Source organism: Desulfuromusa ferrireducens (genome assembly GCF_055389805.1).
Map to the genome: position 1 here is coordinate 3,844,240 of NZ_AP042415.1, position 13,590 is coordinate 3,857,829.

17 protein-coding genes are annotated in these 13,590 nt (G+C 49.6%); 3 read left to right on the forward strand and 14 right to left on the reverse strand.

The genetic code is table 11. The annotated features are described in order from the left end of the window. Window positions 1-13: 13 nt before the first annotated feature. The 12 genes from nrdR to ACZ5PT_RS17230 form a co-directional block, all read right to left on the reverse strand. Window positions 14-472 (reverse strand): transcriptional regulator NrdR, encoded by a 459-nt coding sequence (gene nrdR, locus ACZ5PT_RS17175; RefSeq protein ID WP_464264242.1) that lies wholly within the window; start codon window positions 470-472, stop codon window positions 14-16. Next, window positions 469-927, reverse strand: a complete 459-nt coding sequence (locus ACZ5PT_RS17180) for a deoxycytidylate deaminase (protein ID WP_464264243.1) — start codon at window positions 925-927, stop codon at window positions 469-471. The genes nrdR and ACZ5PT_RS17180 overlap by 4 nt, the downstream gene beginning before the upstream one ends. A 10-nt stretch (window positions 928-937) precedes the next feature. Beyond that, window positions 938-2,191, reverse strand: coding sequence for a serine hydroxymethyltransferase (gene glyA, locus ACZ5PT_RS17185; protein WP_464264244.1), 1,254 nt, complete (start codon window positions 2,189-2,191; stop codon window positions 938-940). A 61-nt stretch (window positions 2,192-2,252) separates the two neighbouring features. Beyond that, the gene (rpiB, locus tag ACZ5PT_RS17190) at window positions 2,253-2,693 is read right to left on the reverse strand and encodes a ribose 5-phosphate isomerase B (protein ID WP_464266757.1); all 441 of its coding nucleotides are present in this window, start codon (window positions 2,691-2,693) and stop codon (window positions 2,253-2,255) included. Between the two features lie 8 nt (window positions 2,694-2,701). Continuing rightward, window positions 2,702-3,934 (reverse strand): beta-ketoacyl-ACP synthase II, encoded by a 1,233-nt coding sequence (gene fabF, locus ACZ5PT_RS17195; RefSeq protein ID WP_464264245.1) that lies wholly within the window; start codon window positions 3,932-3,934, stop codon window positions 2,702-2,704. Between the two features lie 122 nt (window positions 3,935-4,056). Then, window positions 4,057-4,290, reverse strand: a complete 234-nt coding sequence (acpP, locus tag ACZ5PT_RS17200; RefSeq protein ID WP_464264246.1) for an acyl carrier protein — start codon at window positions 4,288-4,290, stop codon at window positions 4,057-4,059. 46 nt (window positions 4,291-4,336) lie between these two features. Continuing rightward, window positions 4,337-5,074, reverse strand: a complete 738-nt coding sequence (gene fabG / locus ACZ5PT_RS17205) for a 3-oxoacyl-[acyl-carrier-protein] reductase (protein WP_464264247.1) — start codon at window positions 5,072-5,074, stop codon at window positions 4,337-4,339. Between the two features lie 69 nt (window positions 5,075-5,143). Next, a complete protein-coding gene (gene fabD / locus ACZ5PT_RS17210; protein ID WP_464264248.1) occupies window positions 5,144-6,058 on the reverse strand; it encodes an ACP S-malonyltransferase in 915 nt (304 codons plus the stop codon). A gap of 37 nt (window positions 6,059-6,095) precedes the next feature. Further along, entirely contained in the window at window positions 6,096-7,073 is a 978-nt protein-coding gene (locus ACZ5PT_RS17215) for a beta-ketoacyl-ACP synthase III (protein ID WP_464264249.1), read from the reverse strand. Between the two features lie 57 nt (window positions 7,074-7,130). Next, on the reverse strand, window positions 7,131-8,117 hold the full coding sequence (gene plsX, locus ACZ5PT_RS17220) for a phosphate acyltransferase PlsX (RefSeq protein WP_464264250.1): 987 nt from the start codon (window positions 8,115-8,117) through the stop codon (window positions 7,131-7,133). Between the two features lie 17 nt (window positions 8,118-8,134). Continuing rightward, complete coding sequence (rpmF, locus tag ACZ5PT_RS17225) at window positions 8,135-8,317, reverse strand: 50S ribosomal protein L32 (RefSeq protein WP_464264251.1); 183 nt, start codon at window positions 8,315-8,317, stop codon at window positions 8,135-8,137. Between the two features lie 72 nt (window positions 8,318-8,389). After that, a complete protein-coding gene (locus tag ACZ5PT_RS17230) occupies window positions 8,390-8,950 on the reverse strand; it encodes a YceD family protein (RefSeq protein WP_464264252.1) in 561 nt (186 codons plus the stop codon). A 281-nt stretch (window positions 8,951-9,231) separates the two neighbouring features. Here ACZ5PT_RS17230 and ACZ5PT_RS17235 point away from each other — a divergent pair, with 281 nt between their 5' ends. Then, window positions 9,232-9,882, forward strand: a complete 651-nt coding sequence (locus tag ACZ5PT_RS17235) for a MazG family protein (RefSeq protein ID WP_464264253.1) — start codon at window positions 9,232-9,234, stop codon at window positions 9,880-9,882. 255 nt (window positions 9,883-10,137) lie between these two features. Further along, a complete protein-coding gene (locus ACZ5PT_RS17240; RefSeq protein ID WP_464264254.1) occupies window positions 10,138-10,527 on the forward strand; it encodes an FxsA family protein in 390 nt (129 codons plus the stop codon). Window positions 10,528-10,538: 11 nt separating this feature from the next. Here the strand turns inward: ACZ5PT_RS17240 and murJ are convergent, their stop codons facing one another. Then, complete coding sequence (gene murJ, locus ACZ5PT_RS17245) at window positions 10,539-12,116, reverse strand: murein biosynthesis integral membrane protein MurJ (RefSeq protein ID WP_464264255.1); 1,578 nt, start codon at window positions 12,114-12,116, stop codon at window positions 10,539-10,541. Between the two features lie 158 nt (window positions 12,117-12,274). Here murJ and rpsT point away from each other — a divergent pair, with 158 nt between their 5' ends. After that, window positions 12,275-12,538 (forward strand): 30S ribosomal protein S20, encoded by a 264-nt coding sequence (rpsT, locus tag ACZ5PT_RS17250; RefSeq protein WP_464264256.1) that lies wholly within the window; start codon window positions 12,275-12,277, stop codon window positions 12,536-12,538. Window positions 12,539-12,591: 53 nt separating this feature from the next. Here the strand turns inward: rpsT and holA are convergent, their stop codons facing one another. Then, entirely contained in the window at window positions 12,592-13,587 is a 996-nt protein-coding gene (holA, locus tag ACZ5PT_RS17255; protein WP_464264257.1) for a DNA polymerase III subunit delta, read from the reverse strand. Window positions 13,588-13,590 lie beyond the last annotated feature (3 nt).

Here is a 13,590-nt window from a genome sequence, read left to right on the forward strand (position 1 = left end):
GTGTCAACAATGCTTATTTCGAGTTTTTCAGCAAATCGGTCAATTCGGTCATAAACTCGTTAATATCCTTAAACTGTCGATAGACAGAAGCGAAACGCACATATGCCACTTCGTCAACCGCCTGCAGGGTATCCATGATCGCCTCGCCGATCAAACTGGCGTCAATCTCTTTACCACCGCGTTCCTGAAAGGTCCGCTCTAACTGATCGACCATATCTTCAATCTGCTCAACCGAGACCGGGCGTTTCTCACAGGCACGCTGCATTCCGGAGATGATCTTCGCGCGATCAAAGGCTTCACGCCGGCCATCTTTTTTTATCACCCAAGGGAGAATCTCTTCAACCCGCTCGTAGGTGGTAAAGCGCCGCTCACAGGCCGGGCACTCGCGCCGTCGCCGAACGTTGTTGCCATCTTTGCCAAGCCTGGAATCGACGACACGGGTATCACCGTGGCTGCAGAAGGGACAATTCATGCTTCCTCACTTTGCGGATACTGCTGATATCCGATCCCCGCCTCTTCGAGCATTTGCAGGGAAAGCTGGTCAGGGTAACCGCGTTTAAAAACAATCCCCTCGACCCCGGCATTGATCAACATCTTGCTGCAGATAATGCAGGGTGAATCGGTGCAATAAAGGATTGCACCATCAATATTTATCCCATGGCGGGCTGCCTGAATAATCGCATTCTGTTCGGCATGCAGACCACGACAGAGTTCGTGCCGTTCCCCGGAAGGAACATTGAGCTGTTCACGCAGGCAGCCGGTGACATCACAGTGAGTGATGCCACTCGGCACGCCATTATAACCAGTTGCCAGGATATTTTTCTCTTTCACCAGCAGGGCCCCGACCTGACGACGCATACAGGTCGAGCGACTGGCAACCAGCTCGGTGATCTGCATGAAATATTCGTCCCAACTCGGTCGCTGCATGGCCTAATCCTTACTTCAAACGATGGGCGTAAAGTGGGAAATTCAGGCAGAGTTCTTTGATCTCGGCACGAATCTTAGCCAGTTCCGCATCATTTTCGATGTTGTTCAATGCCCGATCGATCCAAGCAGCGACCTTGACCATTTCTGGCTCTTTAAGGCCGCGAGTGGTGGTTGCCGGAGTGCCGATACGCACGCCACTGGTAACAAACGGTGAACGGGTATCAAATGGGACCGCATTCTTATTAACGGTGATGCCAGCTTTTTCCAGGGCCGCCTCGGCAACCTTGCCGGTCAGTTCGGTGCCGGAAAAATCGACCAGCATCAAGTGATTATCGGTGCCACCGGAAACCAGCTTGTAGCCTTTGCTGACCAGCTCCGCAGCCAGGGTCTGGGCATTTTTGACCACCTGCTGGGCGTACTCTTTAAACTCGGGAGAAAGGGCTTCCTTAAAGGCGACTGCTTTTGCCGCGATGACATGCATCAGCGGGCCACCTTGAATACCGGGGAAGATATTGCTGTTGATCTTCTTCGCCCATTCTTCGGTGCAGAGAATCATACCGCCACGTGGACCACGCAGAGTTTTGTGGGTGGTCGTGGTAACAAACTCGGCATAAGGAACCGGGTTGGGGTGGACACCAGCTGCAACCAGTCCAGCAATGTGAGCCATATCGACCATCACCACGGCACCGACTTCATCGGCGATGCGACGAAACGCCGGGAAATCAAGTTCACGAGCATAGGCGCTGGCACCAACCACAATCAGCTTCGGCTTGTGCTCTTTGGCCAACCGTTCGACTTCTTCATAATCAATGGTGCCGGTTTCCGGTTTCACACCGTAAGGAACAATATTGTACAATTTACCGGAAAAGTTGACCGAAGAACCATGGGTCAGGTGGCCACCGTGGGCCAGGTTCATGCCGAGAACCGTGTCGCCAGGCTTACAAACGGCCATATAAACCGCCATATTGGCCTGTGAACCAGAATGGGGCTGAACATTGGCGTGCTCGGCACCGAACAGTTCTTTAGCCCGATCGATGGCGATCTGCTCAGCAACATCAACCACTTCACAACCGCCATAATAGCGCTTACCAGGATAACCTTCGGCATACTTATTGGTCAGAACAGAACCCTGTGCCTCAAGGACAGCTTCGCTGACGAAGTTTTCCGAGGCGATGAACTCCAGGTTATATTCCTGACGCTCGGTCTCTTCGCGCAGGGTCTTGGCAATTTCAGGGTCAAATGCGGCTAAATTCTTTTCTGACATTATCTTCTCCAGTGCTACAGAAAAAAGCGGGACAGTCCGGCTGCCCCGCTTGAGTATTATTTTATTCAGACTGCTCAGCAGCAGCAATCTTCAACAGGCGATTCTGGTGTCGACCACCTTCAAACTCGGTATCGAGCCAGACCTCAACCAGCCTTACACCCTGTTCAATGGTCAGGATTCGACCACCCATCACCAGAATATTGGCATTATTGTGCTCTTTGGCCATCTGAGCGGTAAATTCATCATGCACCAGCGCGGCACGAATACCGGCAAATTTATTGGCAATAATTGACATGCCGATGCCGGTACCACAAATCAGAATTCCAGTGTCAACCGCGCCTTTGGATACTGCCCGAGCGACCTTGGCACCAAAGTCGGGGTAATCGACCGAATCGCTACCATTGGTACCGAAATCAGAGAACCCCAATCCGCGCTGTTGTAGCACCTCGCAAACAGCCTGTTTTAACTCTAATCCACCATGGTCACTGCCAACAGCAATCATCATTCACCTCAGATCTTGCGGAATGCCAAAGTGGCGTTAGTGCCGCCGAAGCCGAAAGAGTTCGAAATCGCGACCTTGCAATCGACCTGCCGCGCTTGATTCGGCACGTAGTCGAGATCGCAGTCGTCATCAGGCTCATTGTAGTTGATGGTCGGCGGAATCACACCCCGGTCCAAAGTCATCGCCAGATAGGCCGCTTCGATACCACCGGCAGCACCGAGTCCGTGACCGGTCATACTCTTGGTTGAACTGATCATCACCTTTTTGGCGTGATCACCAAGGACCGATTTGATCGCCATCGTCTCATAGAGATCATTGAAGTGGGTTGAGGTCCCGTGGGCGTTGATATAGTCAACTTCTTCGGGATTGATGCCAGCGTTATTCAGCGCCATCTTCATGCAGCGGGCCGCACCTTCACCACCGGCGGCTGGTTGAGTCAGGTGATAGGCATCACCGCTCATGCCGTAACCGGCGACCTCACAATAGATCTTAGCGCCGCGCGCTTTGGCTGCTTCGTACTCTTCCAAAATGACGATGCCAGCACCTTCTGCCATGACAAAACCATCACGGTTTTTCTCGAAAGGACGGCTGGCTCCTTGCGGATCGTCATTACGGGTCGATAACGCCTTCATGACGTTAAAACCACCGATCGCCAACGGCGTAATTGTCGACTCAGTACCACCAGCAAACATCGCATCGGCATCACCACGGGCGATCATGTGGTAGGCATCACCGATCGAATGGGTGCCGGTTGCACAAGCGGAGACTGAAGACAGGTTCGGGCCCTTGGCGCCAAATTTGATTGAGATATGTCCAGGAGCAAGATTGATAATCAACATCGGAATGAAGAAAGGGGAAATCTTCTTGTATCCGCGTTGCTGCAACGCTTCGTGATATTTCTCGATAGCAGGCAGACCACCTAGTCCGGAACCAACCAGCACACCGACTCGCTCAGCGTTCTCATCAGTAATTTCCAGACCAGAATCATTCAGAGCCATTTCGGCTGCTGCCAGACCATACTGAATAAAGAGATCCATTTTCTTAATCTCTTTTTTCTCAATAAAATCCTCAGCATTAAAATCCTTGACTTCACCGGCAATCTGGGTCGGCAGATCTGAAGCATCGAAACGGGTGATTTTGCCCAATCCCGACTGCCCGGAAGTAATGGCTGTCCAGTTTTTCTCAACACCGGTCCCAAGTGGAGACACGATACCGACACCGGTGACCACAACTCTACGCATATCTCTTCTCTTTCAGTAAGTATCCCCCGACCAGCCGGGAGAAAAAACCTATGCTCAACTTAGCATTACAGCAGAACGCAGAACGGTGGTGACGGAACAAGTTCCATCACCACCGTAATTACTTAGGAAGCGTTGGTGATGTAATCAACGGCATCCTGAACTTTCTGGATTTTCTCTGCATCTTCGTCAGAAATTTCAACGTCGAATTCTTCTTCAAGAGCCATGACCAGCTCTACTGTGTCGAGAGAATCGGCACCCAGGTCATCCATAAATGCAGCAGCATTGGTGACTTGATCTTCATCAACACCAAGTTGCTCTGCAACAATTTGCTTTACACGTTCTTCAATAGAAGCCATTTGCTTTCCTCCTGTGTGTTTTCGGCTATAAACCTAGCCATTTTGTTTACATGTACATTCCGCCATTGACGCCGAGAACCTGCCCAGTAATGTAACCGGAGTTATCCGCCGCCAAGAAGAGTACTGCATTAGCAATATCATCTGCCGAACCAAGCCGCTCCAGAGGTATCTGGGCCGCCAATTCCTGACGCTTTGCTTCTGGCAATGCCTCAGTCATGTCGGTAGCGATAAAGCCGGGTGCAACCGCATTAACCGTAATGTTACGCTTTGCCAGTTCACGGGCATTGGAACGGGTCAAGCCCATCAATCCAGCCTTGCTGGCACAGTAGTTCGCTTGACCGGCATTGCCCATCTGACCAACGACCGAAGCAATATTGATGATACGACCGTAGCGCTGCTTGGACATAATTTTCGCTGCCGCACGGGAGCACAAGAAAGCCCCCTTGAGATTGACCGTAAGCACGGCATCCCAATCTTCATCTTTCATCCGCAACAACAACGCATCACGAGTAATACCGGCATTATTGACCAGAATATCGACCCTCTCAAAGGTCTCTTTAGCAACCTTGAACATGTTTTCAACATCGGCAGTAACAGTCACGTTACCCTGTACGGCAACAGCTTCGGCGCCCTGTTCTTTCAGCTCGGCAACAAATGCATCCGTTGCAGCCAGATCAATATCAACAGCGACAATTTTGGCACCTTGTGCCGCCAAAGCCAGAGAAATACTCCGACCGATCCCCCGCGATGCGCCAGTTACAAGAGCGACTTTACCCTGAACCATGATTTTCTCCTTCTATATTTAAAAACGATATCTGTCAAACAATAGATAAAACAGTTTTGCTTGGTGGCCTTAGAGCTTCTTCAGGCTGGCTACATCACACACATTCTGCACAGTAGAACCTTTAGCTATCCGCTTAGCCAGACCGGAAAGTACCTTTCCCGGGCCAATTTCAACATAACAGGAAACACCAAGTTCCTGCATCTTCCAAACAGATTCATCCCAGCGAACCGGGGCGCAAACCTGCGTTACCAGTAACGGCTTAACCTGTTCCTGCTCCTGATAGGGCGCAGCCTCAACATTGCCGACCACAGGGCAGGCAAAATTACCAATGGCAATATCTTCTAGAGTTTCGGCAAGTCGCTTTGCAGCCGGTTCCATCAAAGATGAGTGGAACGGTGCACTAACAGGCAGAGGCAAAGCTCGCTTGGCTCCTCGCTCTTTCGCCAGAGCCATCGCCCTGGCAACGGCGGTCGCGTGACCGGCAATAACAATCTGCCCCGGGCTATTAAAATTCGCCGGTGCAACAACTTCACCTTCGGCAGCATCGCGACACAGTTGCTCCAGCTCGGGACGATCCAGCCCCATAATGGCTGCCATAGAGCCAACACCAACCGGCACAGCATCCTGCATGAAGGTGCCACGCTGGCGTACAATGCGAACAGCATCAGCAAGGGTCAAAGCCCCGGCACAGACCAACGCAGAATATTCACCAAGCGAATGACCTGCGGCATAAGACGGTTTGAGATCTGTCTCCTGTTCCAACACACGCAATGCGGCGATACTGGTGGTCAAAATTGCCGGCTGGGTGTTCGCCGTCAACTTCAGCTCATCTTCACTGCCGGAAAAGCACATGGCAGCGATGTCAAAACCCAAAGCGTCACAGGCTTCCTCAAAAGTCAGCTTAGCAACATCAAAATTATCAACCAGATCCTTGCCCATACCTGAAAACTGGGAACCCTGACCTGGAAACAAGAATGCATTCATATCGGTTATTCCGTAAGGTGAATTATTAATTGAACACTTACCAGCGAACCAACGACCCGGCCCAGGTAAACCCGCCACCAAAAGCAGTCATCAACAGCAAACTTCCCTCTTTAAGTAAACCAGCTCGATTTGCCTCATCCATCGCGATTGGGATGGTTGCAGCAGAGGTGTTGCCATACTTATGGACGTTGATAAAACATTGCTCGTCGGTAAGCTTCAACCGTTTGGCGGTCGCTTCGAGGATACGCAGGTTCGCTTGATGCGGAATAAACAAGTCAACATCGGTACTACCGTAACCGTTAGCCGCAAGGGCTTCCTTGGAAACTGCTGTCATCATGCGCACGGCAAATTTATAGACTTCGTTACCCTGCATTTTCAAAAAAGGGAGTCTTGCCTCTATACCTTCAACAGAAGCGGGGTTTTGCGCGCCGAAACCGGGCTGATAGAGCAGTTCAACGTGATTGCCATCCGAATGCAGGTGCGATGACAGGATCCCAGCGTCACCATCTTGAGCCTCAATGACAACCGCTCCGGCACCATCACCGAAAAGGACACAGGTATTGCGATCGGTCCAGTCAAGTGCACGACTGAAAGTCTCCGCGCCAATAACCAGAGCTCTTTTCCCGCGGCCTGCAGTCAGAAAATCGTCGGCACAGGAGAGTGCATAGAGAAAACCACTACAGGCAGCTGAGACATCGTAGGCAAAAGCCTTCTTTGCGCCAATTTTGGCCTGCACGAGACAGGCGGTTGCTGGCCATGGATAATCTCCGGTAATGGTTCCAACAATAATCAGATCAATATCGTCAGCCGACACGCCGGCAGATTCAAGAGCACGCTGAGCAGCATTTGCTGCCAAATCAGAGGTGACTTCATCCTCAGCGGCAATATGACGTTCTTCGATTCCAGTCCGGGCAATGATCCAGTCATTATTCGTATCAACAATCTTTTCGAGATCGAAGTTGGTCAGAACTTTTTCTGGAACATAGGAACCCGTTCCAATGATACGCGATTTCATAACTGGTTCTCCCTTGTCTGATATTTCATTCAATCACAATTCACAATAAACTGTAAATCAAGACAGATCAGCCAGACGTTCTTCTATACGAATTTTGGCGAACTCGGTTGCCTGGCGAATCGCGATACTGATTGCAACCTGATCTGAACTGCCGTGACAAATAATCCCGGTCCCGGCAATACCCAGCAGGGGCGCACCACCATACTCAGCGGGATTAATTCTCTTCTTGAAGGCCTGAAAAGCCGAACGGCTCAGCAGATAACCGACCCGAGCCCAGAAACGGCCTTCAATCTCGCGCTTTAACATTGTCCCTATAGCAACCGCCAGACCTTCTGACACCTTCAAGACAACATTGCCGACAAAGCCATCACAAACGACGACATCAACCGAACCATTATAGATGTCACCACCCTCAACATAACCGACATAGTTCAAATCGGCATCTTTGAGGAGTTGATGGGTTTCGCGAGTTAAATCATTGCCTTTTTTTTCCTCTGCCCCATTAGAGAGAAGACCAACTCGCGGGCGAACCTTGCCGAGCACTTGCTCAACATAGATACTGCCCATAAAGGCAAATTGGAAAAGGTTGATCGGTTTACACTCAACATTGGCTCCCATATCAAGAACCATCGTCTGGCCATCTAAAGATGGCACCAAGGTGCCGATGGCGGGACGATCAATCCCCTTGACACGGCGCAGAACAGACATGCCCGCAGCCATAGTAGCGCCGGAGTTACCGGTACTGACGACGGCAACAGCCTTGCCCTGCTTGACGAGCTCAAAGGCAACGCGAATAGAAGAGTCCTTCTTCTTGCGCACAGCATCTGACGCGGAATCCTGCATACCGACAACTTCACTGGCATGATGGATCTCGAGGGATAGTCCCTGGATTTGATGCTTTGAGAGTTCGAGTTGAATCTTATCGGTATCACCGACAAGAATCGCTTCACAACCCCACTGACGAGCAGCAGCAACAGCACCAGCAACTTCGGCGGCAGGTGCAGAATCCCCCCCCATGACATCAATGGCAATTTTAAACGACATGATCGAGTAAAATTAACTCAGATTTCGTCGCTACTGATAATTTCTTTACCTTTATATGTCCCGCAACTTGCGCAAACACGGTGCGGTTGCTTTATTTCTTGGCATTGTGGGCAGGTCGAGATACCAGGCGCAGAAACAGAATGATGGGAACGGCGCATATTTTTTTTCGACTTGGAAGTTTTCTTTTTAGGTACAGCCATCTCGTAAATCTCCTTGCAGCCAAACATTATGGTTCGGCTATATTTATAGTTCAGGCAATTGCCTGTTCTGTCTTATTCGTCGGACGAGCCAAGCTTTAGACCCGCTAAAGACGAAAAATTATTAATAAACAACTTTTTTGTACAATTACAGCTAACTTCATTCAGGTTACAACCACATTCCCTGCACAGCCCCCGACAATCATCTTTGCACGTCGGGCTAATCGGCAAAGTCATCATTAGTTGATCCTGTAACGGCTGAAGCAAATCCAAGCTCTCATCTTTATAGAAAACCAGACCCAATTCATCGGTATCAAGCTCGATCTCAATATCATCCTCTGGCGTGGCTTGATCATCAGCAACGTAAGGAGTAAAGGTAAAAGCAAAATCAGCGGCAAGCTGTTTCTCAAAAGTTTGCAAACAATGTCCACAACACAAAACGACATCGGCCGTCAACTGACCATCGACCTCGACCAACTGACCCGTCTTCTGCAAGCGCAAGATAAACCGTATTGGCTTATTGAAGTGGGCCTCATCACGCTGCCCCATTTCCAGCAAAATTGGAAAATCTGAAGCAGCACAGGTCAGTTCCCTTTCCAGGCAACCATCCGTTATGTCTTTTAACTCGAGGTGCATAAACACAGCTCCAGAGCAAAGGTGAACATTATAAAGAGAGCCTCAACCATGTCAAGGGAAAATGCTCTCTCAGCAGCGATTGAGAATGGCGAGTTTCTTAGCCCATCAGAAAGCAATTTGCAAGGTTTTTTTTAATCCGGAAAATGCTAATTATGGGGCGAACAGCCGGTACCAAACGTCGCGAACTACGGAAAGCCTACATCTCCCCATAATTTATGAAATGGATCTAAATTTTGCCCGAAAACAAAACTCTACAAAGCCTTCAGGAACTGATTGAGATCATGTCACTACTGCGGTCCCCCAACGGTTGCCAATGGGACAAACAACAGACAGCGCAAACCCTTAAAAAGCACATCCTCGAAGAAGCCTATGAGCTACTTGAGGCCATCGACCAAGGCAGCACAGAAGAAATCTGCGACGAACTGGGAGACCTCCTATTACAGGTCGTCTTCCAAGCCCAGATCTTCTCGGAGCTCGGACATTTCACACTGTCAGAAGTCGCGCAATCAATCAGCAACAAACTTAAACGCCGACACCCACATATTTTCGCCGACGCAAGCCACGAAGGACACGAACAGCGCTGGGAAGAAATAAAGCGCCAAGAGCGCTCTGATCGCGGCCAGAAAAACACCCTGGAACACCGCATCCCCAAAACACTCCCCGCTCTAAAGCGAGCCACCAAGGTGGCAAAGAAATGTCCCGTCGATGAGCCACACCATTCAATTCAAAAAATCGAGCTTGAACTGGCAGAAATCAAGCAGACCCTTTTCAACCACAACTACATGCGGTCTGACCTTGAAGAGCAACTCGGTAACTTACTGTTCAATCTCTGCAAATTTTCGGCCACAACGGATTGCGACCTGGAAGATATTCTGCGAAAAAAAACCACGCAGCTGGTTACGGAAATTGACTCTCAAATTGACGTGTACTAGGGTCATAATTTCTAAAGTCAGCGAAAAACATAAGATTTTAGCTGTCGTCAACAATTTCTGTGGAAAAGCTGTGGAAAAGCCTGTTGAAATAAACGACAGGGCAGGAATTCCTGCCCCCCGATGCGACTTGCCTATTTTTTAGTCATTTTATTTTGCCTGTATTTTCAGCAAGTTAGACATGGATGGTCGGCCGTGCCCAATATTACCAGATAACGAACCTATTTAATTTAAATAATCTTATGAAAGGCACAAACGATGTTTATAAAACTGCTATTTCTCTTCACTTTAGTCCCGATTGTAGAAATTTATGTCCTCATTGAAGCCGGTCGTCAACTGGGAACCATACCAACCATCGCAATGATATTTTTTACTGGGATTGCTGGTGCCTACCTTGCCAGAAGCCAAGGCTTCAACCTCATCAATAAAATGCAACGTGACCTAAATGAAGGACGCGTCCCTGCAGGCGAGATGATTGATGGAGCCATGATCCTATCCGGCGGGCTACTGCTACTGACCCCCGGTTTCTGCACCGACCTGTTCGGCTTCTGCTTATTGACTCCTGCTACCAGGTCGATATTTAAGGTCTGGCTGCAACAATGGATGGAAAAAAAGGTCCAACGGGGAGAAATTCACATCGGCCGATGATGATAATCGGGTCAATTTTTCGCTGCAGATCTGCGCCGCTTAACAAGTTGCCATGTCTGTTGCAACTCATCAACCCGGAACAACAGGCAACATCCCAGATAGGTCAGAAGTCCAGCGCCGACGGCAGCAGCGAGCACTCCGCCGCGAAACAGGACATTGCCGGTCTGCTGCCAGTCTGCCAGCGGCAAAATCAAACTGACAACCCCCCCCATCAACAAACAGGCGATCAGCATCTTCAGAAGAGGGGCAATAAACGACCTCCGGAATACTGGCCCAACCTTTTTCCGCAATAACCACAGCAGCAATCCGGCGTTAAACAATGTTGAAACGGTAAGCGCAATTGCCAGCCCCAAATGCAAGAAGTACTGCATAAGAACCAACCCACAAAACAGATTAATCAACAAGGTCCAAAAAGAAACCATCACCGGAGTGCGGGTATCCTTCATGGCGTAGAAAGTTTGCGCAGCAATCCGGCTGTAGCCAACAAAAAGCAGCCCCGGCGCATAGCAAATCAGTGTCGACGCGGTATTTCTCATCGCCTCCGGGTCAAATTCCCCACCGAGAAAAAAGAGCGAGTAGACAGGGGTCGCGCAAAGGATGAGACCGACAATGGCCGGCAAGGTAAATAAGGTGATCAGCGACAGCGCAAAGTGCAAAGACTCGCGCATCCCCTGATGATCCTTCTCCGCGACCTGTTTGCTCATCAGCGGCAAAGCAGCCTGAGCGAGAGAAACTATAAATATGCCCTGCGGAAACTCAAACAGACGCTGTCCGTAGTAAAGATAAGAAACACTGCCCTCAGGAAGAAAAGAGGCCAGAAGACGGATAACGATAACATTGATCTGATAAATGGCGACACCGGCGATACCAGGCAGCATCAAGGAGACTATGCGACGCAGTTGCAGGTCGTGCAGGAAGCGAAAATCTAAACGGAGCCGGATACGATACTTAAGCAATGCCGGGAATTGCAGCAACAACTGCAGCACGCCGCCAATGACAACACCGACAGCTAAAGCGAATATCGGTTGCTGGAAAAGCGCACCCATCGTCAGAGCACTTACAATCATCGCCAAGTTGAGAAACAGCGGCGACAGCGATGGCAGAAAAAAATGTCCCCGAACATTGAGAATTCCAGTCACCAGCGCCAGAATGGAAACCAGCCCAATATATGGGAACATCAGGCGATTCAATTGGTCGGTCAGCAAGAGCTTGCCTTCGACTTGACCAAAACCGTAACCGATACCCTGAACGATCCATGGGGAACAGACAATCCCCAGCGTTACAATCACCAGCATCGCTAACAATAAAAGCGTGACGCAACGATTCGCCAGTTGCTGAGCTTCCTCTTCGCCACGCTGGTGAAATATTTCAGAAAAGGTCGGCACAAAAGCGGCGGTCAAAGAACCTTCGCCAAAAAACCGCCGCAACAGGTTTGGAATAGTAAAGGCCATAAAAAAAGCATCGGTCGCAAAACCGGCACCAAAATAGCGGGCCACGACCATATCCCTAATCAAACCGGCAACCCGACTAAGCGACGTGGCTATCGCCATGACCAAAGTTGCCGCGGCAATTTTCTTCTTAGTAGACATTTAAATAAATTAATCCCAGGATTAAAATCGGTAACCATCTGAAGCTACGTAAATATTTCTATTTTATTATCAATTTCTAACTTGACAGACAACGACAGCACGACTATTATCCCGTCACTTTGTAAGACTGATCAACAAACATATTAAGGAGAAAATACGTGGCTAATCATAAATCGGCAATTAAACGTAATAAGCAAAATGCGGTTCGTAACGCCCGCAATACCCATATCCGAACCAGCATGCGCAACCTCGTCAAACAAGTTCGGGACGCCGCTGCTGCCGGAGACAAAGACGCAGCCGCTGCTGCACTGAATAAAGCAATCCCCTACATTGACAAGACATCAACCAAAGGCGTTATCCACAAAGCAACTGCCAGCCGTAAGATCTCCCGCCTGACCAAACTGGTTCATGGCCTCGGCTGAACAACGCTAAACATATCAGTAAAAAGGGGCTCTTGAAGCCCCTTTTTTTATTTTCATTTCTTCTGAATTAAATCCAACAGCAGACAATCAAGTAACGCTTCGGCATCGGCCCCGCTGGATTTCATTGCCAGATCGGTTTGCAAGAAAAGTTCATAGGCTCGCTGAAAATCTTTACGCGAAAATCGCTTCGCTTGTGAAATCAGAGGATCGACAACAAAAAATGGAACCCCGGCGCCACTGGCTATATCTCTAGGACTGAAATCCTGCACCTGCAGTTCACGCACCTTCCACAACTGCCGAAAGTGGCGGACCAATAACGACAGGATCTTCAGGGGCGCCTCTCCAGCATCAGTCAATTGCTTCGTCAGGCTTAAAGCCTTGGTGACATCACCCCGACCTACAGCATTGCCCAGTTCAAAAATATTTTCTGCCCGCCCCCTCGAAACAACGGCCTGAACATCTGTGACGTCAACCAGGTTTCGATCTCCGAGGTAGGTCTGCAGCTTTTCCAATTCACCGTGCACCTCATGCAGACCACCGCCAACCATACTACAAAAAAGATCTAACGCATCAGCGGAGATCCGATAATCGCAATCATTGAGGAATGAACGCACATAGCCTGGCAATTCTCTTTCAGCAAGCGGCTTAAACTCAACCATCTGACCACTTTTTTTAAACTGCTGAAAAAACTTACGGCGACTATCAATCTTATCCGCAATAAACAACAAACAGGTTTCAGGAACAGGATTTTTAAGATAGGAAAGGAGATCATCTAATTCGGCAGCCGGCAACAGGTGCGCATCACGCACCGTTACCAGACGCCTGGAGGCAAAGACCGGCAGCGTCAGCGCCGCTTCAATAATTGCCGAAGCGGACGCATCCTTACCGTAAAAGCGGCTGTCATTAAAATCATCATTGTCGGTTGCCAAGACGGCCTGGCGAACCAACCGACCAGCCCGTTGGACCAGAAAACCCTCCTTGCCATAAAGAAATAGCAAAGACGGGACTTTTCCCGCTCTCAGGTCACGAAAAAGCTCGTTAGCAGTCATCAC